General features: G+C 60.7%; 22 protein-coding genes. 18 read left to right on the top strand and 4 right to left on the bottom strand.

The window, feature by feature from the left end; genetic code table 11:
* Positions 1-50: 50 nt before the first annotated feature.
* Positions 51-1,787 carry an alpha/beta-hydrolase family protein gene (locus DTW90_RS17805; RefSeq protein ID WP_149339848.1) on the top strand — a complete coding sequence of 579 codons (1,737 nt, stop codon included), beginning with the start codon at positions 51-53 and terminating at the stop codon, positions 1,785-1,787.
* Positions 1,788-1,875: 88 nt separating this feature from the next.
* Entirely contained in the window at positions 1,876-2,580 is a 705-nt protein-coding gene (locus tag DTW90_RS17800) for an alpha/beta fold hydrolase (RefSeq protein ID WP_132522758.1), read from the top strand.
* Between the two features lie 473 nt (positions 2,581-3,053).
* On the opposite strand, the gene DTW90_RS17790 is transcribed toward DTW90_RS17800, so the two are convergent.
* Both DTW90_RS17790 and DTW90_RS17785 read right to left on the bottom strand, forming a co-directional pair.
* On the bottom strand, positions 3,054-4,106 hold the full coding sequence (locus tag DTW90_RS17790) for an AI-2E family transporter (protein ID WP_149339846.1): 1,053 nt from the start codon (positions 4,104-4,106) through the stop codon (positions 3,054-3,056).
* Positions 4,107-4,127: 21 nt separating this feature from the next.
* Positions 4,128-5,570, bottom strand: a complete 1,443-nt coding sequence (locus DTW90_RS17785; RefSeq protein ID WP_149339844.1) for an amidohydrolase family protein — start codon at positions 5,568-5,570, stop codon at positions 4,128-4,130.
* 185 nt (positions 5,571-5,755) lie between these two features.
* Here DTW90_RS17785 and DTW90_RS17780 point away from each other — a divergent pair, with 185 nt between their 5' ends.
* The gene (locus DTW90_RS17780; protein WP_149339843.1) at positions 5,756-7,423 is read left to right on the top strand and encodes a Na/Pi symporter; all 1,668 of its coding nucleotides are present in this window, start codon (positions 5,756-5,758) and stop codon (positions 7,421-7,423) included.
* A gap of 31 nt (positions 7,424-7,454) precedes the next feature.
* Here the strand turns inward: DTW90_RS17780 and DTW90_RS17775 are convergent, their stop codons facing one another.
* Positions 7,455-8,318 (bottom strand): MurR/RpiR family transcriptional regulator, encoded by an 864-nt coding sequence (locus DTW90_RS17775; protein ID WP_132522768.1) that lies wholly within the window; start codon positions 8,316-8,318, stop codon positions 7,455-7,457.
* A gap of 192 nt (positions 8,319-8,510) precedes the next feature.
* On the opposite strand from DTW90_RS17775, the gene DTW90_RS17770 reads away from it, so the two are divergent.
* From DTW90_RS17770 to DTW90_RS17740, 7 genes are all read left to right on the top strand, one after another.
* Positions 8,511-9,599: a D-TA family PLP-dependent enzyme gene (locus DTW90_RS17770; protein ID WP_149339841.1), complete on the top strand. Its 1,089-nt coding sequence runs from the start codon at positions 8,511-8,513 to the stop codon at positions 9,597-9,599.
* A gap of 539 nt (positions 9,600-10,138) precedes the next feature.
* Positions 10,139-11,620 (top strand): M81 family metallopeptidase, encoded by a 1,482-nt coding sequence (locus tag DTW90_RS17765; protein WP_132522772.1) that lies wholly within the window; start codon positions 10,139-10,141, stop codon positions 11,618-11,620.
* A gap of 89 nt (positions 11,621-11,709) precedes the next feature.
* On the top strand, positions 11,710-13,227 hold the full coding sequence (locus DTW90_RS17760) for an ABC transporter substrate-binding protein (RefSeq protein WP_132522774.1): 1,518 nt from the start codon (positions 11,710-11,712) through the stop codon (positions 13,225-13,227).
* Between the two features lie 19 nt (positions 13,228-13,246).
* Positions 13,247-14,188 carry an ABC transporter permease gene (locus tag DTW90_RS17755; RefSeq protein ID WP_188079970.1) on the top strand — a complete coding sequence of 314 codons (942 nt, stop codon included), beginning with the start codon at positions 13,247-13,249 and terminating at the stop codon, positions 14,186-14,188.
* Complete coding sequence (locus DTW90_RS17750; RefSeq protein WP_149339837.1) at positions 14,185-15,048, top strand: ABC transporter permease; 864 nt, start codon at positions 14,185-14,187, stop codon at positions 15,046-15,048. Before DTW90_RS17755 ends, DTW90_RS17750 begins: the two co-directional genes overlap by 4 nt.
* A 1-nt stretch (position 15,049) precedes the next feature.
* A complete protein-coding gene (locus tag DTW90_RS17745; RefSeq protein WP_149339835.1) occupies positions 15,050-16,855 on the top strand; it encodes an ABC transporter ATP-binding protein in 1,806 nt (601 codons plus the stop codon).
* 45 nt (positions 16,856-16,900) lie between these two features.
* A complete protein-coding gene (locus DTW90_RS17740) occupies positions 16,901-17,296 on the top strand; it encodes a RidA family protein (RefSeq protein ID WP_132522782.1) in 396 nt (131 codons plus the stop codon).
* Between the two features lie 117 nt (positions 17,297-17,413).
* Here the strand turns inward: DTW90_RS17740 and maiA are convergent, their stop codons facing one another.
* Positions 17,414-18,073 carry a maleylacetoacetate isomerase gene (maiA, locus tag DTW90_RS17735; protein WP_132522784.1) on the bottom strand — a complete coding sequence of 220 codons (660 nt, stop codon included), beginning with the start codon at positions 18,071-18,073 and terminating at the stop codon, positions 17,414-17,416.
* A 374-nt stretch (positions 18,074-18,447) separates the two neighbouring features.
* Here maiA and DTW90_RS17730 point away from each other — a divergent pair, with 374 nt between their 5' ends.
* From DTW90_RS17730 to DTW90_RS17695, 8 genes are all read left to right on the top strand, one after another.
* Positions 18,448-18,903, top strand: a complete 456-nt coding sequence (locus DTW90_RS17730; RefSeq protein WP_132522786.1) for an ester cyclase — start codon at positions 18,448-18,450, stop codon at positions 18,901-18,903.
* 164 nt (positions 18,904-19,067) lie between these two features.
* The gene (gene ada / locus DTW90_RS17725) at positions 19,068-20,153 is read left to right on the top strand and encodes a bifunctional DNA-binding transcriptional regulator/O6-methylguanine-DNA methyltransferase Ada (protein ID WP_149339833.1); all 1,086 of its coding nucleotides are present in this window, start codon (positions 19,068-19,070) and stop codon (positions 20,151-20,153) included.
* A gap of 211 nt (positions 20,154-20,364) precedes the next feature.
* A complete protein-coding gene (locus tag DTW90_RS17720) occupies positions 20,365-21,114 on the top strand; it encodes a 2OG-Fe(II) oxygenase (RefSeq protein ID WP_132523309.1) in 750 nt (249 codons plus the stop codon).
* Positions 21,115-21,292: 178 nt separating this feature from the next.
* Complete coding sequence (locus DTW90_RS17715) at positions 21,293-21,787, top strand: methylated-DNA--[protein]-cysteine S-methyltransferase (RefSeq protein ID WP_132522789.1); 495 nt, start codon at positions 21,293-21,295, stop codon at positions 21,785-21,787.
* A 178-nt stretch (positions 21,788-21,965) separates the two neighbouring features.
* Complete coding sequence (locus tag DTW90_RS17710; RefSeq protein WP_149339831.1) at positions 21,966-22,613, top strand: glutathione S-transferase family protein; 648 nt, start codon at positions 21,966-21,968, stop codon at positions 22,611-22,613.
* A 186-nt stretch (positions 22,614-22,799) separates the two neighbouring features.
* Positions 22,800-23,105: a hypothetical protein gene (locus DTW90_RS17705; RefSeq protein ID WP_132522791.1), complete on the top strand. Its 306-nt coding sequence runs from the start codon at positions 22,800-22,802 to the stop codon at positions 23,103-23,105.
* A gap of 217 nt (positions 23,106-23,322) precedes the next feature.
* On the top strand, positions 23,323-23,805 hold the full coding sequence (locus tag DTW90_RS17700) for a hypothetical protein (RefSeq protein WP_149339829.1): 483 nt from the start codon (positions 23,323-23,325) through the stop codon (positions 23,803-23,805).
* Between the two features lie 51 nt (positions 23,806-23,856).
* Positions 23,857-25,920 carry a sigma-54-dependent Fis family transcriptional regulator gene (locus DTW90_RS17695; protein ID WP_149339827.1) on the top strand — a complete coding sequence of 688 codons (2,064 nt, stop codon included), beginning with the start codon at positions 23,857-23,859 and terminating at the stop codon, positions 25,918-25,920.
* Positions 25,921-25,948 lie beyond the last annotated feature (28 nt).

Below are 25,948 nucleotides of genomic sequence, written 5' to 3'. Positions count from 1 at the left end.
AGCGACAAGTCCACGACGGCTCCGAGATGGGTTGGAGGACTGGGGCGAGCATGAGTGTGAATACGATAGGTAAACGGAAATCGGGTTGGGCAGAGATTGCGGTTGCGGTCTTCGGCCGATTCTCCTGGCTTGGCTTGCTTTTGGGCGCTCTTCTTTTTGCGTCGGCGCTCACGCCGACGCTGGTGCCACGTGACCGGCTGCCGCAGGGCGCATTGGCCGGGCTTTGCTTTTTCATCGGCTATGCACTGGGCGTCTTGTTCACCTGGCTTTGGACCTACCTGGAACTGCCGCAACGAAGTGTTACGCCGATCCGCTACGTGGCGGCGGCGCTCAGTATCGGCTTCGTCGTCAATTCGCTTTGGCGCTCGGCCGCCTGGCAGAATTCCGTGCGGGCAGCCATGGGAATGCCGCCGGTCGACAGCATCAATCCCTTCGTGGTCTGCGGAGTAGCCATCCTCACCTTTGCCGTGCTGCTGACGCTCGGGCGTCTGGCAAAATGGCTGGCCTTAATGCTCGACAGGCGGATGCAACGATACATCCCGCCGCGAGTTGCGATGATCCTGGCAATCACGGTAACGGCTCTGCTATTTTGGTCGCTGGCAAACGATGTCCTGGCCCGGGCAGTGTTCCGGGTGCTCGATGCGTCCTATCGGCAATATGATGCGCTGCTTGAACCCGAACGGCCCCAGCCTCTCGAAAGTGGTAAGACCGGAAGCTCCGCCTCGCTCGTGGCATGGAATGAACTCGGCCGAGCCGGACGAGAATTCGTGGCATCCGGTCCGGATGCGGCCGACATCAGCGCTTTCACCGGGCGACCAGCCCTTGAACCGATCCGCGTCTATGTGGGGCTGCAATCGGGCCAGACACCGGAGGACCGGGCGCGGCTGGCCCTGGATGAGCTGAAACGCCAGGGCGCCTTTTCCCGTTCGATCCTGATCGTGATAACCCCGACCGGCACGGGCTGGATCGATCCTGCAGCGATGGATCCCGTCGAGTATCTGCATGATGGCAATATCGCGAGCGTCGCCGTCCAGTATTCCTATCTCAGCAGCCCGCTTTCATTGCTTGCCCAGTCCGCATACGGCGCGGAGACGGCAAGAGCATTGTTCTCTGAGATCTACGGCTACTGGACGACGCTGCCGAAGGACAAGCGGCCGAGATTGTATCTTCACGGGCTGAGCCTGGGGGCAATGAACTCGCAGCTATCGGCCCGGCTTTTCGAAATGATCGATGACCCGATACAGGGTGCGCTCTGGAGCGGCCCGCCTTTTGTCAGCGCCACCTGGCGAACCGTCACCAAAGAGCGAAACGCGGGATCGCTCGTGCGGCTCCCGCAGTTTCGCGACGGCAGGCTGATCCGTTTCATGGACCAAAGCGGTTTTCCTCAACAAGAGACGACAAGCCCTTGGGGGCCAGTCCGGATCGTCTATCTCCAATATGCCAGCGATCCGATCGTCTTCTTCAATTTCGACGATTTCTACAAAGAGCCCGACTGGATGCGGGAGCCGCTGGGGCATGACGTGTCACCGCGACTTGGATGGTATCCGATCGTCACCGGCTTCCAGCTGATACTCGATATGCTTGTCGCCAACAAAACGCCGATAGGATTTGGTCACGTCTATGCGCCCTGGCACTATATCGATGCCTGGGTCGCCGTGACGGATGTGAGGGGATGGTCCGAGGATCAACTAGCCGCCCTCAAGAAACATTTCGAAACCGCGGAAGAAAAGGGTGCGACGTCGACAAAGGATACTCCAGAACCGGGCTATGAAGGGCGAGGAGGCTGAAGAGGTGTCCCAAATGCTTCCAAACCGGTCGCGACGATCTTTTTTCCGTGCTCGTCGGCGGTCCTATGCTCATTTGCTGGAGTGAGTGATGGCGGTCCATCTCAATGAAGACGAGGCGGAATATGTCGTGCTGGTGCATGGCCTCGCTCGCAGCAGCGGATCCTTTTGGCTTATCGAGAAAGTGCTGGCGCGACGGGGATTTCTGGTCGTCAACCGGGCATATCCTTCAACGCGCGCACCAATCCACGACCTGGCCGGCTACATAGGAGCGTCGATCGAATTGTGCGGCACGCGGCGGGTCAATTTCGTTACCCATTCGATGGGAGGGATTCTGGTTCGCTATTGGCTGGCGCACGCGCAGCGACCAGATCTGGGCCGCGTCGTCATGCTCGCGCCACCCAACCACGGTTCGGAGATCGTGGACGTCTTCGGCGAGATGCCACCATTCCTTTGGATCAACGGCCCTGCTGGTCTTGAACTTGGAACCGATCCGGCGGCCGTGCCGCAGCGTCTGCCGAACCCCGACTATTCGGTGGGAATCATCGCCGGCGACATATCCGTCAATCCGGTATTCAATTCGATCATCGAAGGGCCGAATGACGGAAAGGTCTCCGTTGCGTCGACACGACTGGACGGCGCGGATGATCATCTGGTCGTCCATGCCACGCATACCTTCATGATGTTCAACCCGATCGTGGTTGTCGAAACCGTCAACTTCCTTGAACAGGGCGCATTCCATCACGGCCTGACATTACAGGAGGCAAGCGCGAGCGTCCTTGCAATGCTGCAATAGAAAATCGATGGGGCCGCGAGCCCACGCTCGCTGCCTCAAGGGAAGGAAGAATACGTTAGCGAAAGCATGGAACCGTCAGTATTCTGGCGCCAGATCAACGGAGGAGTGATCGATGCGTATTATACGGATAATAGTGGCCGCTTTCTTTGCAAGTGCGGTCGCATTGGCAGGAGCCCTTCCCGCAGAAGCGGCCACGGCGCGCGTGACCGGCACAACGCAAGTTCGATCAGGCCCCGGCACCTCGTATCGCTCCGTCGGTCAGGTGCGAAGGGGGGACAGGGTGTTCGTCAACCGCTGTTCGTCATCGCGCAGATGGTGCCGCATTGAGCCGCGGCATTCGCGCAGCGGCTGGGTCAATTCCCGGTTCCTCGATCGCGTTTCCGGAAGCCGCAGCCGTAGAGGCGGCGTGTGCTTCTACGGCTCCAGCGGGTATATTTGCCTCGGTCGATAACTATCGTTACCAAGTTTAAGTTTCAGGTCGAAGGCGTATCAAGAGCCTCTTCGGTGTCGCGGCCGATAAGGTCGGACACCCATTGGCTGGAGGGATGCTGACGGCAGAACGTGACCAGCGCAATCGAGATCGGGACACCGATGAATGCGCCGAAAATTCCCCAAAGATAACCCCAGCCGAAAACGGAAAGAAGAACGACGACAGGCGAAAGGGAAAGTGCATTGCCCGAAACGCGTGGCTCTATATAGCTGCCCAGCGTGAACTGTATCACGTTGAGCCCGATGAAGATCGCAAGCGCCGACTGCCAGTCGTCGAACTGGACGAGTGCAAATGCTGTCGGAAACATCGTCGCCACGAGTGGACCGATAAAGGGGATGTAATTCAGGGCAAAGGCGATAGCACCCCACTCCTTGGCGAGCGGCAGTCCGAAAGCGCTGGTGAGCAACCAGACGAACAATCCCGTCGCGATGCTCATGATCGTCCTGATGATCATATAGCGGCGAAGCTTCCTCGCCGTTTGCCGGCTACCATCCAGGAGCAGCTTCCTTGCTGCCGGACTGCGCATTCGCTTGATCCTGCGCTCGAAATCTTCCACTTCCATCACGCCGAGAAGAAGATAGGTCAAAGCAACGAGCCAGAAGCTGAATGTGCTGTTGATGCGGCTCGTCAGGGTCTGAACCACGCGTAGCATGGAGGCGGTGCCGATATTGTCGGACCAGAGCACGTCGACATCGACGCCGTGCCCTTCGAGCCATTGACGAATTTCCTCGTATTGCTGCTGGAAGCGTGCGGTATCGGTGATCATCCATCGGCCGACCCTGCCGAACGACCAGGTGACGATCCAGCCAAACGCAAGAAAGGCCAGGACCATGACGGCCAAACTGACCAGAAGCGCCAGGTATTTCGGGAGAAACGTCTGTATGCCATGCTGAATGGGCCATAGAAGCGCAATGGCCAACAGGGCGAACGCCAAAGGCGCGAGAACCGTTGCGGCTGCCGGGAGTATAGCGACCAACAAAAGAACTGCTATTACGACTTGGGCCGGAGGAACTGCTCGATATTTCCCTGCCCGCATCATTGTCCTCGGCTGGCCAGCTCAAAGAGTATTCTTGAAAATCCGACCGTCTTTGATGACGACCTTCAGATTTTGCTGCGGATCCTCCATCAGCTTCAAATCGTCGAGCGGATTGCCATCCCAGACCAGGATATCGGCAAACGCGTCTTTTTGAATAACGCCCAAGGTGCCCGCATAAGGCGTGCGCAAATTGGAAAGTGCCAGAAGACTTGCGTTGTCCGAGGTCGCCATGCGTAGCGCCTCCGCATTGGTGTACCAATTGCCCAAATGGGTGAGCATGAAATTCTGACGGGATGTCAGCGCGGGAGAGAACAGAACATCCGAACCCCAGCCGGTCTTGACGCCATACTTTTTGAGATATCCGTAAATCTTGGGCGTCCCGGCAAAAAGCTGCATGGCACGTTCGGCCCCTACTCCGGTCAGCGGGCCGGTATCTTCCATCGACAGGAACGGTTGAGTGCTGAGCCAGACATTCTTGTCGGCAAACATCCTTGCCGTATCCTCGTCCATCAAATGAGCGTGTTCGACGCAGGCCGCACCTCCGGCGATGGCGCGCTGGACCGTATGCGAGGCGTAAGCGTGAACGGCCACGTAGGTGTTCCAGTCCTGTGCCACATCAACGCCGGCGCGAATTTCGTCCTCGCTGAAGGTCGTCATATCAAGCGGGCTGCGCGGAGACGAAACACCTCCTCCCCCGACAAGCTTGATCTGCGATGCCCCTTGGAGAAGTTGCTCGCGTATCCGGCGCTTCAACTCGCCGACATCGTCGACGATCGCGGCGCTTCCCATCATTTCGCTCAGGCTGAGTTGTCCCTCCCTCGCGGGAATTTCAAACGGCATTCTGAGGTCGGCGTGACCGCCTGATGTCGTGATCATCGCCCCGGAGGGAAAAATGCGAGGGCCGGGAATGATCCCGGTATCGATTGCCTGTTTGAAGGTAAAGACCGGACCGCCCAGATCGCGGACGGTGGTGAAGCCCCGCATCAACGTGCGCTCGGCTTCCGCCGTGGATGCCGCAAAAATGATGCCGGGATCACCGGACATCAGAACTTGCAATGGAACCGCGGCATATATCGTGTGCCAATGCGCATCGATCATGCCCGGCATCAACATGCGATCGCCGCAATCGATGATCGTCACGTCCCCTGGCGGAGGGTTGTTTGCCTTGTCTACGGCAACGATCTTGTTTTCTTCAACCAGAACCTGTGCACCCGTCTGCAACGAGTCGGATTTGCCGTCGAACAGCTTGATCTGTCTCAACAAAATCTTGGAGGGTGGCTTCGCCGCCTGCGCGTTGCCCACCCCCGGCACGATGCCGGCGGCCGCAATGGATCCGATGCCCGCAAGAAAATTTCGTCGCGAGTAATCGCTAAGGTACTGGGATCGTCGCTGAAGAAGAGGATTGCTGCAGCCGCAGCCTGCGTTGTGGATGAGGTGTTGGTACTTCGAACCCAATCGCAACATGGCATTCGCTCCGAAAACGCCGTGATTGAACGTATCACTTCGCATCAGCTAAATCTACTGCAGATTGCTTATATCACTATTCGGCGCTGCCTCGTTCGGATGCCGGGAGTGTCATTGCGGTAAGGCGGCTAAGGGTCTAGGGTTCGTTTGCAGCACGAGCCGAAGCCCAGCCGAAAGAGGCGTGCATGTCGACAGCAGTTGCCATACTCGGCGGCGTCGGGCTGTTTCTGCTCGGCATGACCGTCATGACGGACAGCCTGAAGGTACTGGCAGGATCAGCCCTGCGCACGGTCCTCGGCAAGGCAGCGGCGACCCCGCTCTCGGGAGCCTTCTGGGGCGCCATCGTCACGCTGCTCGTGCAATCGTCGAGCGCGGTGACGATGACGACGATCGGGCTTGTCAGCGCCGGGCTTCTAACCTTTCCGCAAGGGCTCGGCCTCGTATTCGGCGCCAATGTCGGCACGACGGGCACGGGCTGGCTCGTCGCTTTGATCGGCGTGCGCGTCTCGCTTTCGACCTATGCACTGCCGCTGATCTTCGTCGGCGCTTTGGTCAAGCTGCTTGGGGGCGGACGGATTGCGGCGGCAGGCGGCGCTCTCGCCGGCTTCGCGCTCGTGCTCTACGGGCTAACGTCCCTCCAGCAGGGCATGGGAGGCCTAGCCGAAAGCCTGCATCCATCCGATCTGCCCGCGGTGATCGGCACAGAGGGGATTGGCTGGGTCACGGGTTCGGTCGGTCTTCTGACCCTCGTCGCCGTCGGCCTTGCGATGACGGCTGTCATGCAGTCCTCGACGGCAGCGATCGCCGTCACCATTTCGGCTTTCTACGCTGGGGCAGTGAACCTCGAACAGGGCGCCGCACTGATCATCGGCCAGAATATCGGAACGGCAACAAGCTCCGCCTTGGCGGCCATCGGCGCCGGGACGACGGCCAAGCGGCTTGCGCTGGCCTATGTGCTATTCAAGCTTATAGCGGCATTGATCGCCATCATCGCCTTTCCGTTCACAGCGGCATTGATGAAAGCACTTCTCGGTTCAATCGACGGAATGACGCTCCTTGCCGCCTACCATACGGCCTATAACGTTGTGGGAGTCGCGGTGCTCCTTCCGGCAACGCAATGGTTCGCCCGTGCCGTGGAGCGGCTCCTCCCCTCCAAACAGACACCGCTTCAGCGCGCACTTGATCCGAGCGCGCTCGCCAGCGCCGTCGTCGCAATCGAGACCGCGCGGCGCGTGGTGGCGGACGTTCTCGCGACGACCAGCGCCGCGGTTTCCGCAGCGCTTTCGGGTGGTGCCGCGCCGACCGCGCAAAACGCTGCGACATCCGCCGCTACGCTGGAGGAAGTGCGGGATTTCCTGTCTGAACTGAAGGAGCCGCCCGAGACGGAGACCGAACGGCTTCGCATGACGAGTACGCTGCACGCGCTCGATCACGTCTCGCGCCTCGTGGAAGTCGTGGCCGAAAAGGAACTCCCAGGGCAACCTGCCGAGACCACGCCCGATCCTGGCGCTGCCGAGATTTGCACACGAGCCATGCGCGCCGCAAAGATGGTCGGCAGCTCGATCACTTCAGAGTGCGCCTTCAGCGCGCAGGCAGCACCCATCGGCTGGAACGTCTCGCCTGAGGTCGCCGCCGCGCTTGCGGAAGTGAAGGCCGCAGCGTCGGAACTCGACGCACTGCGGCGGGTCCATCGTGCCACGATGCTGGCTTCCGTCGCGCCCGGAAAACTGACCGTCACCGACGCTTTTGCGCGGATCGACGACGCCCGGCAACTCGACCGGATTGCGCATCATGCCTGGCGCTCGGCAGCGCATCTCCTTGGCCGTGGCCCCCAGGACGGTCCGGGCTCGTGACTTGACCAAAAGATGCTCTGGGCGCGCCGGATCAATCGCCGAGGAGCTGGCGGTCGTCGCCGTCGCGGTTGCGCACCAGTTCCTCCTTGATGCTGCGCAGCGACTTGAACGCCCTGTTGCGATCGGCATAGGCGACCATGTTGGCGAGGATGTCGATTGCGGCAAGATAGGCGTAACGGGTCGAGGTCGGGCGGAAGATGTTCTTGCCCTCTGGCATCTCGATTGCAATCACCAGATCCGCCGCTGTCGCCACCGGTGAACCGTTCTGCGTCATCACGATCGTCGGGATAGCGCGCTGCCGCAAAAGCTCCAGGCAATGGACGAGGCCCATATCCCGGCCGGTGTAGGAGGAACCGAAGATCACTGTGCCCGGCTGCGCCGCGGCCGAGATCATGAGGTTCATATTGTGGTCGTTGGATGCATTGATATGGCAGCCGAGGCGGAACAGGCGGTTGTGCAACTCGTTGACGATCATCGCCGAATTGCCGCTGGCGCCGAAGGCCTGGATGAAATCGGCTGCCCTGAGCATCTGCGCCGCCTTTTCGATGACCGCCAGATCAAGCTGGCGATGCACTTCAAAGAGAGCGTTCTGCGCCTTGGAGATGATATCGTGGGCGACCTCCTCGGCAGTCGCCGTCGGTGCCTCAGGCTTCAGGTAGCGCAAGCCGATATAGGCCATCTTGGCAAGCTGAACCTTGAAGTCGGAATAGCCCTGGCAGCCCAGCCGCCGGCAGAAGCGGGTAACGGTCGGCGGGGAAACTCCCGCTCGCTCGGCCAGCTCTATGATCGACGAGTTGACGACGAAATCCACATTTTCCAACGCGAATTGCGCAAGCTTGGCTTCGAGGCTCGAAAGCCTGCCGCCTTCGTCGGAAAGGGCGTGAAACAGATCCATTCGGTCTTCCCCTCACATTGCCTGAGCCAGAAAAATGCATCTACCAATGAAAATGAATTTCACTGGATCGTATTTTGATAGCATAATGCGGACAAGCATCAACGAAACTAGCCGTCCCCGCGGAAATAAAAGCAATTCCCCTCTGTGCCCGAGTTCCTGCGAAGGCGCATTCTCCCTTAATGAGGTTTCATCATGAATTATCCGTGGCCCGAAGCCGGAACGCCCCTCGACCAGGTCGCAACCCCGATGCCTGTCATCGACGAAAGCCGGCTTGCTGCCAATATTGCCCGCGTGCAGGCCTATTGCGACACCCATGGCAAGCGCTTCCGACCGCATATCAAGACCCACAAGATCGCGGCGATCGCGCGCCAGCAGTTGGAAGCCGGCGCGGTTGGTATCAACTGCCAGAAGGTGACCGAGGCGGAAGTTTTCGCCGATGCGGGCTTCGACGACATCCTGATCACCTACAACATTCTCAGTGCGGCGAAGCTCGCCCGGTTGAAGGCACTGAACGCTAGAGTGGCAAAGCTCGCCGTGGTGGCCGATAGCGACGTCACTGTTGCAGGGCTCGCCGCGACCTTTGGGGCCGACCGGCCGCTCACCGTGCTGGTCGAATGCGACACCGGGGGCAAGCGCTGCGGCGTGCAGACGCCGGAGGTGGCGGTAGCGCTTGCCGAGAAGATCGCGGCGGCACCCGGCCTGCGTTTCGGCGGCATCCTCACCTATCCGGCAATCGGCGGCGCGGAATCGGTCGAGCATTTCATGGCCCGCACGATGAGGCTCCTGGCGGACAAAGGTATAGATTGCCCGGTCCGCTCCAGCGGTGGTTCGCCGGATCTCTTTGCCGCGCATCTCGTGCCGTCTGCCACCGAACATCGCGCTGGCACCTATGTCTACAACGACCGCAGCATGGTTCGCGCCGGCCATTGCACGGCGGGTGACCTTGCCATGCACATCCTGGCAACAGTGGTGTCGCGCCCGGCCCCGGATCGCGCCGTTCTGGATTGCGGCTCGAAGGCCCTGACATCCGACCTGCTCGGCTTCACGGACTACGGCACGATCGACGGCTTCGAGAGCGCACGTATCGTGTCGCTCTCGGAGGAGCATGCCGTTGTCGATCTCAAGGATTGCATAAAGCCGTTCCCGGAGATCGGCGCGATGGTGAAGATCGTGCCGAACCATACCTGCGTCGTTACCAATCTTTTCGATCACATGGTGTTCCACCGTGATGGGATCGTCACGCGGGTCGAGAAAGTCGATGCGCGCGGAACGGTCTGGTAAGCGACCGTCCTGAAAATTTTTGTCGCATCGAGTTAGCGGATAATGGCCGCAGCAGGGCGGCTTTCTTGGCATCATGAAAATCGGGCGCCTCGGAGGGGCGCCCTTTTTCATGTCGAGCGGCCGCCCGTCGCCTTCAGACGCGCAGCTTGCCGCGCCGGAAGGTTTTGATTCCAAAATGCAAAGCGGCGCCCGATGTCGTCGGCGAAGCTTTTCGTTGTATTGCTTCGATGTGAAAATTTGCCCTCATTTTCGCAATTTAGAAAATAAATTACATACTTTGGCGCAAAATCTGAAAATACGTTGACTTTTGCGCGATTTTACGCATTATGAAGAAAATAAATTACACCGAAACGGTGAATGGGTGAACTGAGGGAAACGGGAAATCAGATTTCTTAAGAGCGACGCGGCAGCCGTAAGAACGGTGATGTCCAAGAGGCGCTCCGGCAACCAAGAACGCAATTCAAGACAATAGCGGCGACAGCGATCGGCTCTGACCAGTTTGGCGGCCGCGAGAACTGACGCTTGCTCGGGTAACAGACATGCGCATTTTCACCGCCTCGTTGGCGACTGAGACAAACACTTTCTCACCCGTCCCGACGGATATGAATGCCTTCAAGGCGGCGTTTTATGCCGGGCCGGGCGAGCATCCGGATACGCCGACGCTCTGCTCTTCCGTCGTGCCGATCCTGCGCCGCCGCGGCAAGGCGGAAGGCTTTACCGTCATCGAGGGCACGTCCTGCTGGGCGGAGCCGGCCGGGCTGATCCAGCGCAAGACCTATGAGACTTTGCGCGACCAGATCCTTGCGGAGCTGAAAGCAGCCCTTCCGGTCGATGGTGTGGTGCTTGGTCTCCATGGCGCCATGGCGGCCCAGGGTTATGACGATCCGGAAGGCGATTTCCTCTCCCGCGCCCGCGAGATCGTCGGTCCGAAAGTGCTGATTGCCGCGGAATTCGACCCCCACAGCCACCTGACGGCACTGCGTGTCGCCAATCTCGACCTCATGGCGGCTTTCCTTGAATTCCCGCATACGGATTTCGAACAGCGCGGCGAGCATGTCGTGGAGCTGGCGCTGCAGGCGCTCAGGGGCAAGATCAAGCCGGTGATCTCCACCTTCGATTGCCGGATGATCACCATCTTCCCGACGAGCCGCGAGCCGATGCGGTCTTTCGTCGACCGCATGCAGGCAATGGAGGGCAAGGACGGCATCCTGTCTGCCTCCGTCATCCACGGCTTCATGGCCGGTGACCTGCCCGACATGGGCACCCGCATCGTCGTCGTGACCGACAACGACAGAGCCAAGGGCGACGCGCTGGCTGCTGCACTCGGCCGCGAACTCTACGGCCTTCGCAAGGAGACCGCGATGCCGATGTTCGATACCGAGGCCGGCCTCGACCGGGCCATGGCGATCCGCGCGGCGCATCCTGAAAAGCCGGTGACAATCGCCGATGTCTGGGACAATCCCGGCGGCGGCGTCGCGGGCGACGCAACCCACATCCTGCGCCGGATGATGGAGCGCGGCATGGACGATTTCGTCGTCGCAACCATCTGGGATCCCATCGCCGTTACCTTCTGCCATGCGGCCGGAGAAGGCGCGGAACTCAGCCTGCGTGTCGGCGGCAAGTCGAGCCCCGAGGGCGGCAATCCCCTCGACCTACGCGCCACGGTAGAGCGCGTTTTCGATGCCGGCTGGCAGAGTTTCCGCAACAGCCGTGTGACGCTCGGCAGCACCGCCGTCATCCGTCCGGTCGGCACCAATATCGATATCGTGCTGATCACCAGCCGCACCCAGACCTACGAGCCGGACATCTTCACCAATCAGGGTGTCGATTTCGCCGGCAAATCGTTCATGCTGGTCAAGTCGACCAACCATTTCCATGCGGGCTTTCAGCCGGTCTCGTCAGAAATCGTCTATATCGCCGCACCGACCTCCTATCCCACCAATCCCGCAACGACGCCCTATCGCAAGGCGAGCCTTGAGCTCTGGCCGCGCGTTGCCGATCCGCTGGGGCTGGACACCTGAATACCCGGCCGGACGGAAAGCCGGCCGAATTCATTGAACAAGATAGAAACGGAACTCCGTCAGCAACTGACAACAACAAGGGAACTGAGATGAAGAAGAGTATATTCGTTCTGATGACGCTGGCGGCACTTGCCGGCACCAGCAGCCTGGCTCTCGCCCAGGCAAGCGATGGTGTCCTCACCGTGGCAACGATCGGCGAGCCGCCGACCCTCGATGTCATGCAGACGCCGACCGATATCGTGCTGACCATCGATCAGCACATTTTCGAAACGCTCTACACCTATGACGCCCAGTGGAAGTCCGTGCCGCTGCTCGCTGCAGCCATGCCTACGATTTCCGCGGATGGCCTGACCTACCGCATTCCGCTGCGCGAAGGCGTCAAGTTCCATGACGGCAGCGATTTTGATGCCAAGGACGTGACCGCCTCGCTGAAGCGCTGGATGGCGATCAACTCCAAGGGCAAGCAGGTCGCAGACATCGTTGCGAGCATGACGGAAGACGGGGACCATGCGGTCATCATCAAGCTGAAGTCGCGCTATGCGCCGCTGCTCGCGACCCTCTCCCAGGCTTCGGTCATCATGCCGTCCGAAAAGGTCGCCGACACCCTGACCGAGTTCGTCGGCACCGGCCCTTATATGCTGAAGGAGCGCAAGCCCGACCAGTACACCCAACTTGTCCGCTTCGATGGCTACAAGTCGCCCGACGGCGCGCCGAACAATTACGCCGGCAAGCGCGAGGCGATCGCCAAGGAAATCCGTTTTGTTCCGGTTCCTGACGCCAATACCCGCGTCGAGGGCCTGATCTCCGGACAGTTCGATTATGCCGACTCGCTGCCGGTCAGCGCCTATGATCGCGTCGAAAAGAGCGGCAATGCCAAGCCCGTCATCTTCAAGGACGCCGGCTGGGCCTCGCTTAACATGAACATGAAGCAGGGCCTGCTGACCAACAAGGCTCTTCGCCAGGCCGTGCAGGCTGCTCTGAACCCGAACGACATGATGCTGGCCGCCTTCTCCGACGACCGCTTCTTCAGCGTCGACGCCTCGATCTTTCCGAAGGGCTCCTTCTGGCACACCGAAGCCGGCGTTGCGCGCTATGGCGAAGGCGATCCGGAAGCCGCTGCCAAGCTGCTGAAGGAAGGTGGCTACAACGGCCAGCCGCTGCGCCTCTTGACCAGCCGCCAGTACGAGTTCCACTACAAGATCGGTGAGGTCGCCAAGGCCTATCTCGAAGCCGCCGGCTTCAAGGTCGACATGCAGGTGGTGGACTGGGCGACACTGACCACCCGCCGCGCCGACCCGAAGGAATGGGACATCTTCATCACCCATTCCAACTTCCCGGGCGATCCGACCACGATCAACACGATCACCGACGCCTATCCGGGCTGGTACGTTTCGGATCAGAAGACCAAAGCCGTTGCCGCCTACATGAATGCGACGACCGACGATGCCGAGAAGACGGCCTGGGACGGCATCCAGACGGTCATCTACGACGACGCGCCGCTCTACAAGGTCGGCAACTTCAATGCAGTTTCGGGTCTTGCGAACGGCGTTTCCGGCTATGACCCCACCTACTGGCCGCATTTCTGGAACGTGACGCCAAAGAAGTAAGGGACTGACGATGGCACCGATCGCTGGGGCACTTTTAAAACGACTGGGGGGCATGGTCATCGTGCTCGCCCTTGTCGTGACGGTGGTTTTCGTCATCGTCCGAGTGACGCCCGGCGATCCTGCCGCCGTCATGCTGGGGTCGGATGCGACCCCGGCAGACATTGCGCAATTGCGCGCCAAGATGGGGCTCGATGCGCCGTTGATCGTCCAATATGGCCAGTTCGTGCTGGGCATACTTCGGGGCGATCTCGGCCAGTCGATTTTCCTCAACCAGCCGGTCACGCAGGCGCTCGCCTCGCGTGCCGAGCCTACTTTCTTCCTGACCCTGTTCTCGATCCTGATCGCGGTCGCTATCGCGCTGCCGGTCGGGATCCTGTCGGCCGTCAAGCGCGGCACTCTTTTCGACCAGGTGGTCGTGACGCTGACCATGGTCGCGGCAAGCGTGCCGAGCTTCTGGCTCGGCCTGATGCTGATCCAGATCTTCGCCGTCGGCCAGGGCTGGTTCCCGGCTTCCGGTTATGGCGGTCCCGAAACGCCGTTCCTGGAACGGCTGGACCATCTCGTTCTTCCGGCGGTCGCGCTCGGCATCGTCAATTCGGCGCTGATCACGCGCTTCACCCGAGCCGCGATGCTGGACGTCCTCGGCGATGACTATGTCCGCACGGCGCGCGCCAAGGGCGCGGGCGAAGGTCGCGTCATCCTCAAGCATGCGCTCAAGAATGCGCTGATCCCGATCATCACCGTCATCGGCCTTTCGGTCGCCATGCTGGTCGCCGGCGCAGTGGTGACGGAAACGGTTTTCGGCCTGCCCGGCGTGGGCAACCTCGTCGTGTCAGCCGTTCTGCGTCGTGACTATCCGGTCATCCAGGGCGCGCTGCTTGTCATTGCCGCCATCTACGTGCTCATCAATTTCGTCGTCGACATGCTCTATATTCTCGTTGATCCCAGGGTGCGCCTATGACCACCATGGCCTCCGTTTCCCTGCCCTTCGCATCGAGCCTCCGGCGCCTGTTCGGCAATCGCGCAATCTTGTTTGGTGCGGTCATCCTGCTGATCGTCTTGCTTGCGGCAATCTTCGCGCCCTGGATCGCACCCTACGCGCCGAACAAGCTTTCGATCGTCAACAAGCTCAAGCCGCCGTCGATGCCCCATCTCTTCGGCACGGATGAGTTCGGTCGCGATATCTTCTCCCGCGCCATCTTCGCCGGACGGGTCTCGTTGCTCGTCAGCCTCGGCGTCGTGATCATCTCGTCCGTGCTCGGCGTGATCCTCGGCGTTGCCGCCGGCTTTTTCCGCAGCCTCGATGCGCCGATCTCGCGCCTGCTCGATGCGATGATGTCCTTCCCTGATATCCTGCTTGCGATTGCACTCGTCGCAGCGCTTGGGCCATCGGTTTCGACCGTCATTCTGGCGCTCGGCATCACCTATGCGCCTCGGCTTGCCCGCATCGTGCGCGGCTCGACGCTGGTGCTGCGCGAATTGCCCTACATCGAGGCGGCCATCGCCATGGGCCTGCCAACCTGGCAGATCCTGCTCCGCCACGTGCTGCTCAACCTTGCTTCGCCGATCCTCGTGCAGGCGACCTTCGTCTTCGCCTCGGCCATGCTGGCGGAAGCAAGCCTTTCCTTCCTCGGCGTCGGCGTTTCCACTGACATGCCGACCTGGGGCACGATGCTGGCCTCCGGCCGCGAATATATGGACAACGCCCCGTGGCTGATGGTGTTTCCGGGCCTCGCCATCGTGCTCTCGGTTCTCTCCCTGCAATTGCTGGGCGACGGCCTGCGCGATCTCGTCGATCCCCGCCTTGCCAAGGAAAGCTGACATGACCGATACAACGACCAATGTTCGGCCGGTGCTTTCGATCGAGAACCTGACGACCTCGTTCAAGACGCCGGAAGGCTGGAAGGCCGTCATCCGCAATATCAGCCTGCATGTCGATGCCGGCGAGACGGTCGCGATCGTCGGCGAGAGCGGCTCGGGCAAGAGCGTCACGGCGCTGTCGACCATGCGGCTCCTCCCGCCAGGCCGCTCGCGCTCGGAAGGCCGCATCCTGCTCGACGGCAAGGACCTGCTTCAGGCGACCGAAGCCGAGATGCGCTCGGTGCGCGGCGGCTCGATCGGGATGATCTTCCAGGAGCCGATGACATCGCTCAACCCGGTCTTCACCATCGGCAACCAGATTGCCGAGGCGCTGGTCCTGCACCGCGGAATGTCGTGGAAAGCAGCGGAAGCCGAGACGCTGAGGCTGATGGAACGGGTGCGCATCCCGGCCGCCAAAACCCGGCTTCACGAATATCCGCACAAATTCTCCGGCGGCATGCGCCAGCGCGTGATGATCGCCATGGCGCTCGCCTGTCGGCCGAAGCTTCTGATTGCCGACGAGCCGACGACGGCGCTTGATGTGACGATCCAGGCGGAAATTCTCCATCTGCTGCGCGAGTTGCAGAGGGAGGAGAATATGGGTGTGCTCTTCATCACCCACGATATGGGCGTGGTGGCAGAGATCGCCGACCGCACTGTCGTCATGTTCCGAGGCGACATGGTCGAGACCGGCCCGACGAACGAGATCTTTGCCGCGCCGAGGGCCATCTATACGAAATCGTTGCTCGCCTCGATCCCTCGCCTCGGCACCATGGGTGCCGCCGTCGCGCCTAAGCGTTTCCCGGAAGTCGATGCGTCAACCGGCAACGCTGCGGACGGCCGCGAAATGTCCACCGTTGCGCAGACTGTCGAGCCGATCCTTAAGGTCGACAATCTCGCTGTCCGTTTCGATCTGTCGAACGGCCGCGTCCATGCGGTTGAGGATGTGTCCTTCGATCTGCGGCCGGGCGAAACGCTGTCCCTGGTCGGCGAATCCGGCTGCGGCAAGTCCACGACGGGCCGCGCCATCATCCGTCTGATCACCCCGACGGCCGGTTCGATTGTCATCGACGGCCAGGACGTGACGAAGGCCGGCACGCGCGAGCTGCGCGGTATGCGCCGTACCTCGCAGATGATCTTCCAGGACCCGTTCGCCTCGCTCAACCCGCGCATCACCGTCGGCTCCGCCATCGCCGAGCCGATGCTTGCCCACGGACTGGCGGGCCGGCGCGAGGCAAAGGCGCGCGTCGCCGAACTGCTGGAACAGGTTGGTCTCTCGGCGGCGATGGCAAATCGCCATCCGCACGAATTCTCTGGCGGTCAGCGCCAGAGAATCTCGATCGCCCGCGCGCTGGCCCTCGATCCGAAGTTCATCATCGCCGACGAAGCCGTGTCGGCGCTCGACGTGTCGGTCAAGGCGCAGGTCTCCAACCTTTTGCTCGACCTGCAGGAAAAGCGCGGGCTCGCCTATCTCTTCATCTCCCACGACATGGCAGTGGTGGAGCGGATGAGCCATCGCGTCGCGGTGATGTTCCTCGGCGAGATCGTCGAGATAGGCCCGCGGGGGGCGATCTTCGACAATCCCCAGCATCCCTATACACGCCGACTGATTTCGGCCGTACCGATCCCGGATCCATCGCGCCGCGGCCAGACGCCACCGCCGCTTTCGGAAGAGATAAAGAGCCCTATGCGGCCATTCGACTATGTCGCCCCGAGGCGCACCTACCGTGAAGTCTCGCCTGGGCATTTCGTGCACGACATGCACTAGAACGCGTCAAACGCTCCTAGCCATTTTGAATAGAAAGACAGTCTCATGAGCAGCAAGAAACTCATCCGTTACGACGTGGCCGACAACCAGGCTGGCGGCCAGCGCCGCCCCTTCGCCAAGGCGGTTCGCGCCGGCGACATGGTCTATGTGTCGGGCCAGGTGCCCACAGTCGACGGCGAAGTCATAGTCGGCAATATCGTCGCCCAGACCGAGCAGGTGATCGCCAATATCAAGTCCGTGCTGGCGCTCGCCGACTGCACGCTCGAGGATGTCGTCAAGGTCAATGTGTGGCTCGACGATGCCCGCGATTTCTCGAGCTTCAACGCCGTGTTCCAAAAGCATTTCATCGATCATCCGCCGGCCCGCTCCACTGTCCAGTCGCCGATGATGGTCGACGTCAAGGTCGAAATGGACGTGATCGCCTACAAGCCCTTGGATTGAAACGAAAAACGGCGGTTCATAGCCGCCAGTTTTTGACAGTACTTGCAACCCGGAAAAGCAGCGTTTCCGGGTTGCATACCGATCCGGAAGGGCCGCCGCAGCACATGCGAGCAATCGCTAATGCTGCCCCTTCCCGGACTTGTAGCCGGCTTGCTGGGTAGGGTGCGCGTCGGCGAATGCCGGAAGCTCGAAGCAGCGTTTCCCGAGCGCCGCGACGGAGGGAAACGCCGCGAGATCCATTTCATAAAGATTGGCCATGACGATCTGGCCAGCGATGCAGATGTCAGCAATCGTCGGCGTGGACCCCAGCGCAAACGGAGCAGGCGGGCGCCGCGTAAGCAACCGCTCGTAGGTCGCAAGCCCTTCCTCCACCCAATGTCTGCACCAGGATTCGATTGCAGTCGCGTCTGCCTCGAATGCCTTCCCGAGATGTTTGCGGACGCGCGGGACGATAAATGGATGCGAGTCGGCGATCGAAACCAGCGCGAGCGAACGGGCATAAGCGCGCTCCTTCGCATCGGCCGGTAGAAGCCGGGGCTCCGGCCAAATGTCGTCGAGATATTCCATGATCGCAAGCGACTGGAATATGCGATGACCGTCATGAACAAAGGTCGGCACCACATGCTCCGCATTCACGTCGGCATAAGCGGCATCGAACTGGCGTCCGGATAGAATATCGATTTCGATTTCCTCGAAGGGAAGCTTCTTCAACGAGAGCGCAACGCGGACACGGAATGCCGCATTGGAACGCCAGAAGCCGTAAAGCTGAATGGTCAATGGATTGGTCCTTTCCTGATTCTTCCATCAGAAGGATGAGCGAAACCGCATCATGGGCTGAATGGAAGCCGATAAGCGAGGCTTGCCGAGCGACAATACCCGGGCGCTGGATCCCGAATCCCCGCTAGACGGCGAGACTAGCAGAGCCGCCAAAAGTTTCCTGCCAAAGTCGACCTCTCCTCAGCCTGCGCATCAATAAGACGCAGGCCATGGCCACGCCTGCTGATATCAGACAACCTTACCAACCCTTTCCGGAGGATTTCAAATCGAGGGCAAGATCCGGAGTTTAGCGTGAGGACCGGCCATCTAGACCTTCTCGCGGATCATCGACCGGCGTCGACGATCCTCGCGAAACCAAGAGAAGGACCGATAGGATGAGCAAGGAGACAGATAACAAGGCCATCGTGGTGCGCTGGTTCACCGAATTCTGGGGCAAAACCGTCAATCTCGCCGTCATCGACGAGATCGCCGCGCCCGATATGCTCCTCAAATACTCGCTGCATGAGGCCCGCCGCGGTCGCAACGACATCCGGGCTTTCATGACGGACTTCCGTGCAGCATTCCCCGACCTCAATTTCTGGGGCACAGCCGATCTGATCGCCGAAGGTGATTATGTCGTCGGCCAATGGGAAGGTGGCGGCACACATACGGGCCCGGCCTTCCACGACTTCATCATGGATCTCGGCCTGCCCGCGGCGAGCGGTCGCAAGATGCACTTTACCGGCACCACGGTGCTCAAGGTGATCGACGGCAAGATCGTAGAGGAGATCGGCCTTGATGACGGCGTGACCACGCTCACGCAGCTTGGTCTGCTCGTCAAGGCTTCCTGACCGCGCACGTTCCGGATGAACTGGGGGGGTCACATCTCCAGATGTGGCCCTCCGCAAGAATCGGGTGGCGGCAATCCGATTTGAGAGCAAGCTTAGGAGTGTGCCGCGAGAGAATGACGGGCAGGAATGCTGCGGCTACAAGCCAAATCCGAAGACGACAACGAATGAACGCTCCGATCTTCCAAAATCGCAAAATGCTTCCGGTCGCGGACGATCCGCGATGGGCTCGCGTGCTCGTTCGCGACAAGAGCGCAGACGGTCAATTCTGGTATTCCGTTTCCACGACGGGCATTTACTGCCGGCCGTCATGCCCTTCGCGCACGGCCAATCCCAAGAACATTCAGTTTCACGAGACGCTGCAGAGCGCCCGTGCGACGGGATTTAGACCCTGCGGGCGCTGCAACCCGGAGGGCCAATCGCTCGAAACCGAACATGCGGCTTTGATCGCCAAGGCCTGCCGCATTATCGAGGAAAGCGAACAAGAGCCCTCGCTTGACGAACTGGCGGAGACGCTCGGCTGCAGCGCCAGCTACTTCCATCGCATGTTCAAGGCGACGACCGGCCTGACGCCGAAGGACTATGCGGCAGCGCAGCGTGCCAGGAAGGTGCGCGAGGGGCTGGCCTCCGGAGGCACTGTCACCGAGGCGATCTACGACGCGGGCTTCAATTCCAGCGGCCGCTTCTATGAGCAATCGACCGGTATCCTCGGGATGACCCCGACGCAATATCGCGCCGGCGGGGAAAACGAGGAGATCAAGTTTGCGGTCGGGCAGACTTCGCTCGGCGCCGTTCTCGTCGCCTCAAGCAAGAAAGGGGTTGCCGCAATTCTGTTGGGCAGCGATCCGGACATGCTGGTGCGCGATCTGCAGGATCGTTTTTCGAAGGCGCATCTCATCGGAGCGAACAGGGATTACGAGGCGCTGGTTGCACAGGTCGTCGGCCTCATCGAGCATCCCGGCCTGGGGCTTGACCTTCCGCTTGATGTCCGAGGCACGGCTTTTCAGCAACGTGTGTGGCAGGCGATGCGGGAAATTCCCGTGGGGACCACGGTCTCCTACGCTGAGATCGCAGGCCGCATCGGCTTCCCGAAATCCTCGCGTGCCGTCGCCGACGCCTGCGCCTCCAACAATCTCGCGGTCGCGATCCCCTGCCACCGCGTCATCCGCAAGGATGGGTCGCTGTCGGGCTATGCCTGGGGTGTGGAGCGCAAACGCGCCCTTCTCGACCGCGAAGCCGCACAAGTTGCATGAGGCGGACGGCGCCTCCGCGGCATATCCCCAATTTGCTGGCGGCCAACATACGTCGATTTAAGAGCAAGCATCGGAGTTCGACCGCCGCGAGTGGTCGATAGCTTCTGGTCCTCAGATCAACAAAAGGAGCCAGACCAATGAACCCAATGATTTCCGACCCGGCTGCGAGCCAGGACTTGGCCGTCTTCGTGCAGAGGGAGACAATGGCATGATGAAGCCGCTCCTCGACCTCGCCGCTCCTGAAGGAGCCAATGTATCCGCTATAGCGCGGATTGCCGGCTACGATTGGGCGGCGATCCTGTCTGAACTCGACAGCTTCGGCTGCGCCGTCCTGCCGAAACTCTTGTCTCTCGAAGAGTGCCGCAGAATCTCGGCGCTCTATCCGGACGAGAGTCACTTCCGCAGCCATGTGATCATGGCCCGGCACGGCTTCGGCAAGGGAGAGTACCGCTATTTCAAATATCCCCTTCCGGATCTGCTCTCAGGCGTACGCACGGCTCTGTACCCGCATCTGGCGGGACTCGCGGATCAGTGGAACGAACGCATGGGGATCGAACAGCGATATCCCGACACGCACGCCGCCTTCCTCGATCAATGCCACCGGGCTGGCCAGACACGGCCGACACCGCTGCTGCTGCAGTATATCCCGGGCGACTTCAATTGCCTGCACCAGGATCTCTATGGCGATCTCGTCTTCCCGATCCAGGTCGCGATCCTGCTCTCCGAGCCCGGAGCGGACTTCACCGGTGGCGAATTCTGCATGACGGAGCAGCGGCCCCGCGCGCAAAGCCGGGTCGAGGTCGTTCCGCTTCGTCATGGCGACGCCGTCGCCTTTGCCGTTCACAACCGTCCGGTCGAGGGCACCAGGGGCAGCTATCGCGTCAATCTTCGCCATGGCGTCAGCCGCGTTCACTCGGGGATGCGCCACACTGTCGGCATCATCTTCCACGACGCGAAGTGATCTCCCACTATCTGCAACACTGCCCGCGCGGCCACCATGTCCCGCGGGGCTTTCGTCGTCATAGATGTTGGTGCAATGGCTCTGCTGCCGCGAATGTTCGATTTGAAAGCAAGGACCGGATCGGCACCGTTTTCGTCTCCTCCTATTGTGACCGCACGCAAATTCGAAAGGCGCTGTCATGCTTGAAATCATTCATTTTGCCTGGGGGATGAGTTCCCTCGGCGACTTCATCGTTGCGATGTCCGAGAAGGGCGTGGTCGCGCTGGAATTCAGTTCGCACCGCGCAGCGATGGAAGACGCGCTGCGCGCCCGCTTTCCCGCTGCCGAGCTCGTCCAAAGTCAGACTGATCTTGCCGACGTCCTTGATAGGGTCGTCCAAGCGGTCGAGCGGCCCGGATACGATCCAGGTCTGCCCATCGATCTCCGCGGCACGACTTATGAAGTCAATGTCTGGACGATGCTGCAGTCGATCCCGGTCGGTGAGACGACCAGCTATGGGGCGCTCGCAGCCCAACTCGGCACCCAGGATGCCCGCGACGTGACGAAGGCGATCGCGAGCAATCCGATCGCCGTGCTCGTCCCTTGCCACCGCGTGATCAAGAAGGATGGCTCGATCTCGGGCTATCGTTGGGGTGTGCGTCGAAAACGGACGCTCCTTGAGCGCGAGCAATAGAATGGGCTTGCCCTCAAAAAGACAAGACGACCGGCGACGGCCATTGCGCGGTGCCGGCCATTGACCGGAAAGCGGCCTCTCCGACCGAACGTTCGCACGCGAGAAATATGGACGGAACGATGTAGGTTTCCGACGAGTTCGTGCGTCATCCCGGTGGGAGACCAAAAGGAGCCGGTTCATGACGATTACGATCACAGCCTTCGAACACTCGCCTGATCGCGGCCGGGGGTTGGCGCGTGACATGCGTGTTCGCTGGGCGCTCGAAGAAGTGGGGCAACCCTATGACGTTCGCCTTCTTTCGTTCAAGGCGATAAAGGAACCCGAGCATCTTGCAATTCAGCCATTCGGGCAGATCCCCACCTATGAGGAAGGCGATCTCGTCCTGTTCGAGTCAGGAGCGATCGTGTTTCATATCGCTACCTGCCATGCGGGACTGCTGCCCCCGGATGAAAATGCAAAGGCGCGCGCGATTGCCTGGATGTTTGCCGCGCTCAACACCGTGGAGCCGCCGGTCTTCGATCGCAGTCTCGCCATGATCCTCGAGCGCGACGAGCCCTGGTATGAAAAGCGCCTGCATGCTCTCGAGGATGGTATTCGCAAACGGCTCGGGAGCCTCTCCAGCCGCCTTGGCGATGCCGACTGGCTGGATGGCGAGTTCAGCGCCGGCGACCTTCTCATGATCAGTGTGCTCCTCAGGCTGAAAGGGTCGGGCATAGTGGAAGAATATCCGAACCTCTCGGCCTATGTCGCCCGCGGCAAAATGAGGTCCGCATACAAGCGCGCCTTCGCCGCTCAATTGGCGGTTTTCATCGCTGCATCGAATTGATGAGAAAGGTCGCTTAATGCCAGGGACAGCCTGAACGACCCAAAGCTCTTGAAAGGACTCGGAACCCGCCACGTTTGATCCCTTGATCGGAGTCACTCGATCGAGAATGATTGTGCAAAGTTTGAGTTGACCGTTTTCGATGGCGAGGCGACACTTGCGGTCCAAAGCGAGGCAGGAGGAAAAACGATGGACGAGCCAGACCGCTGGCGCCACATGGCAAGCGCACCGAAAGACGGCAGTCGGTTCCTCGTTACAATCCGCCCGTCCGAACAGGGGCCGGCAGAAGTTGACCTTGCCTATTGGTCGAATGGTGATCAGTTCGCATCAGCGGGCTGGCGCTCTTCTGATTCCTCGCCCGGCCGCATCGTCGAATATGCCGAGCCGGAATTGAAGTGCTGGATGCCCATGCCCTCGGCCAATACTAATCGCAGCTCGATGCCCTCACCCTGGGAAGGCGAGGACGCCCAGGAGCTTGACGGGTCGGGCATCTGAGAACGCACGGCGCGATGTTGCGAAGATTCAATGCCAAGGTTTGCACGACCTCGCGGCGTCGGTCGTCGGCAGTGACAAATAATCGCCCTGCTGCCGTCGGATACCACCATCATCCGTTAGCCGGTGATATGGCTTTAAGCTGGTGCATTGGAGGAAATGTGCTACGCTTTTCGTCATAGAACGCGCCAGAAAATGCAATCATGATCTGGGAGGATTCATGGTCGAGATATTTTCTAAGCGGGATGGGCTTCGTCGAGAGGACGTCCAGATCAAACGCCTGATCGAGCAAAATCGCGGCGTGATTACCAAGCTTGCCGACCAGTTCAGCAATGGTCGATATTCCCGATCCCAGAAGCCGCGCGAACGCCCGCAGGCCAAGGGTCTCATCATCCACATCGGCGACAAGCCGGCGACTAAAGCCGAGCCTGAGCCGAAAATCAGGGTAACGCCCAACGGTCGTGTCATTGCCGTTGACGAATCCTCGGGTCGGCAGCTTCAGCATTTCGGCGACATTCGCGAGACCGCTGCCGGGAAGACCTTCGCCCTCGCCATCCCACGCAATCGCTATATCGCGCCGCTGGACGAGGCGACCGCTGAGATGCTTGCGGACATGGACGGCGTCACCATCGGCTCCTCCTATGGCGCCAAAGATCTCGCTGCCGATATCGGTAGTCGTCTCGGTATGCCGTCGGAAAACTGACTCGCCGCATGCGAGCACCCGATTTCTCCGAGGCATGAAATGTGAGAGCCAATGAAGCGTAACCCCCTGCATGGCATCAATGAATTTCCTCTCGAGCGGTCACGGCAGATGGCAGCACTGATGCCTGATGCCGCCATCATTCGCACCGACTACGACGAGGTCGGCGTGACCAGAGCGTGGGAAAGACTTCTGGAGGGAAAACAGGAGACCAGGCGCCCCACCCTGCCGGTACGCTCCACCATTCAAGACTCCTGGTCTCGCTGTGCCGAGGGAGGCATCGATGCCCAGCGCAACGAGGCGCCGATCGAGACGGACAGGGATGCCGTTGAAGCGCTGACGCGCGGCAGTTCGGAACTGCTGGAAGCTGCGATGCGTCCGTTTTCCACGATCGGCCGCATGCTGGATGGAACAGGCGCCATGCTCGCCCTTGCCGACAGCGACGGCGTCCTGATCAACGTCATTGGCGACAAGAGGACCGTCTTCGACGGCATGGATATCCACCTCGGCGTCGGGGGCAAGTGGACCGAAGATGTCGTCGGCACCAATGGCATCGGCACGGCCCTTTGGACCGGCGAACCGGTCTTCGTTCACGCAGCGGAACATTTCTGCGCTGGCATCAAGAGCTGGACCTGTGCTGGCGCGCCAATCCGCGACCCCTTCGACGGCAAGGTGATTGGTGTCGTCGATCTCTCCGGACACCCCGATATCTTTCGTCCACACAATATTGCGCTCGTCGCCGCCGCCGCCCGTGAAATAGAGAGGGCACTCGCGGACTCGCAGACGGCGGAGCGGATGAGGCTTCTCGAAGCCTTCATTGCGTCTGCCAACAATTATCATGCGAGTGACGGACTTCTGATCATCGATCGCCAGGGTCGCGCGATCTATCACAACAATGTGCCGCTGCCGGAAGGGCGACGGCTGGGCGAAGTCGTTCGCCGCGGTGGTGTGAACTGTTGGTCGCCGGAGCTCTCCGGCTCCGGCTTCCTCGACAGCGTCGCCACCAACCTTCCCGAGACGATGCGCAATTGCGACGTCTGTCCGCTCGAACTCGACGGCGACATTCGCGGGGCGGCGCTGGTCTTTGCAAATCGCGCACGTGGACGAACCGTGTCGATCGGCAGCCGCGTGTCCGATCGGCTGAAAGAAGCCTGTGCCCAGATCGTCGGCGAAAGCGAGACGCTCCGCGCGGCGGTTGATATTGCCTGCAGGGTGGCCGAGACGGAGGATGTAACCTCGCTGCTGATCCAGGGCGAGACCGGCGTCGGCAAGGAGCTCTTTGCGCGCCTTATCCATGCCGGCAGCCGAAAATCCGCCGGCAGTCCGTTCATCGCGCTGAATTGCGGGGCGGTGACGAAGGAATTGTTCGGCAGCGAATTGTTCGGGCACGTGTCCGGTGCCTTTACTGGCGCCTTGCGCGACGGCAAGGCCGGTGTCTTTGAACTTGCCGACAGCGGAGTCCTGAGCCTCGACGAAATCGGTGAAATGCCGCTGGACATCCAGCCGTTCCTGCTGCGCGTGCTTGAGGAGCGCGTCGTCCACCGGCTTGGTGACAGCCGCGCCCGGCATGTCGATGTCAGGCTCGTGGCCTCGACCAATCGTGATATTAAACAGGAAGTCGCCGCCGGTCGCTTCCGCCGCGATCTCTTCTATCGCATCAGTGCAGTAACCATCGAGGTTCCTCCACTTCGGGAGCGCGGGGACGACTGTCTGCTGTTGCTTGACCATTTCAATCGCAACATGGCGGACCGAAGAGCCGTATCTCTGCTCCGTTTCACCAACGAGGCGCTCGATGCAATGCTCGCCTATCAATGGCCCGGCAATGTGCGGGAACTGCGAAATCTCGTCGAGCGGCTACATCTTCTTGCGCGCAATCGGCTGATCGCCGTGGACGATCTGCCGCCCGAGATAGCCGAACACCAGGCAATCGAAAGCCGTATTGCCATGGGGACAGAGACTGAGGTCCTCACCTTTGCCGAGGCCGAGCGGCAAGCGATCATAACGGCCCTGTCGGCCGAACAGGGCAATTTGAGCAGGGTCGCCCATCGGCTCGGCATATCGCGGCCGACGCTCTATCGGAAAATGGAGCAATTCGGGATCAAGCGCAGCTACGCCTGAGGCGGCGAGACAAGCCCCGACCGGCATT

This window comes from Neorhizobium sp. P12A, assembly GCF_008365395.1.
Lineage (GTDB): Bacteria > Pseudomonadota > Alphaproteobacteria > Rhizobiales > Rhizobiaceae > Rhizobium.
Note: the sequence above shows the minus strand (reverse complement) of the source record. Positions and strands in the feature narration are given on the sequence as shown.

What these genes read in the sequence shown, in the direction of transcription:
- DTW90_RS17805 (WP_149339848.1), top strand. Translation starts at nt 51, where the DNA reads ATGAGTGTGAATACGATAGGTAAACGGAAATCGGGTTGGGCAGAGATT.
- DTW90_RS17800 (WP_132522758.1), top strand. Translation starts at nt 1,876, where the DNA reads ATGGCGGTCCATCTCAATGAAGACGAGGCGGAATATGTCGTGCTGGTG.
- DTW90_RS17790 (WP_149339846.1), bottom strand. Translation starts at nt 4,106, where the DNA reads ATGCGGGCAGGGAAATATCGAGCAGTTCCTCCGGCCCAAGTCGTAATA.
- DTW90_RS17785 (WP_149339844.1), bottom strand. Translation starts at nt 5,570, where the DNA reads ATGTTGCGATTGGGTTCGAAGTACCAACACCTCATCCACAACGCAGGC.
- DTW90_RS17780 (WP_149339843.1), top strand. Translation starts at nt 5,756, where the DNA reads ATGTCGACAGCAGTTGCCATACTCGGCGGCGTCGGGCTGTTTCTGCTC.
- DTW90_RS17775 (WP_132522768.1), bottom strand. Translation starts at nt 8,318, where the DNA reads ATGGATCTGTTTCACGCCCTTTCCGACGAAGGCGGCAGGCTTTCGAGC.
- DTW90_RS17770 (WP_149339841.1), top strand. Translation starts at nt 8,511, where the DNA reads ATGAATTATCCGTGGCCCGAAGCCGGAACGCCCCTCGACCAGGTCGCA.
- DTW90_RS17765 (WP_132522772.1), top strand. Translation starts at nt 10,139, where the DNA reads ATGCGCATTTTCACCGCCTCGTTGGCGACTGAGACAAACACTTTCTCA.
- DTW90_RS17760 (WP_132522774.1), top strand. Translation starts at nt 11,710, where the DNA reads ATGAAGAAGAGTATATTCGTTCTGATGACGCTGGCGGCACTTGCCGGC.
- DTW90_RS17750 (WP_149339837.1), top strand. Translation starts at nt 14,185, where the DNA reads ATGACCACCATGGCCTCCGTTTCCCTGCCCTTCGCATCGAGCCTCCGG.
- DTW90_RS17745 (WP_149339835.1), top strand. Translation starts at nt 15,050, where the DNA reads ATGACCGATACAACGACCAATGTTCGGCCGGTGCTTTCGATCGAGAAC.
- DTW90_RS17740 (WP_132522782.1), top strand. Translation starts at nt 16,901, where the DNA reads ATGAGCAGCAAGAAACTCATCCGTTACGACGTGGCCGACAACCAGGCT.
- DTW90_RS17730 (WP_132522786.1), top strand. Translation starts at nt 18,448, where the DNA reads ATGAGCAAGGAGACAGATAACAAGGCCATCGTGGTGCGCTGGTTCACC.
- ada (WP_149339833.1), top strand. Translation starts at nt 19,068, where the DNA reads ATGAACGCTCCGATCTTCCAAAATCGCAAAATGCTTCCGGTCGCGGAC.
- DTW90_RS17720 (WP_132523309.1), top strand. Translation starts at nt 20,365, where the DNA reads ATGAAGCCGCTCCTCGACCTCGCCGCTCCTGAAGGAGCCAATGTATCC.
- DTW90_RS17715 (WP_132522789.1), top strand. Translation starts at nt 21,293, where the DNA reads ATGCTTGAAATCATTCATTTTGCCTGGGGGATGAGTTCCCTCGGCGAC.
- DTW90_RS17710 (WP_149339831.1), top strand. Translation starts at nt 21,966, where the DNA reads ATGACGATTACGATCACAGCCTTCGAACACTCGCCTGATCGCGGCCGG.
- DTW90_RS17705 (WP_132522791.1), top strand. Translation starts at nt 22,800, where the DNA reads ATGGACGAGCCAGACCGCTGGCGCCACATGGCAAGCGCACCGAAAGAC.
- DTW90_RS17700 (WP_149339829.1), top strand. Translation starts at nt 23,323, where the DNA reads ATGGTCGAGATATTTTCTAAGCGGGATGGGCTTCGTCGAGAGGACGTC.
- DTW90_RS17695 (WP_149339827.1), top strand. Translation starts at nt 23,857, where the DNA reads ATGAAGCGTAACCCCCTGCATGGCATCAATGAATTTCCTCTCGAGCGG.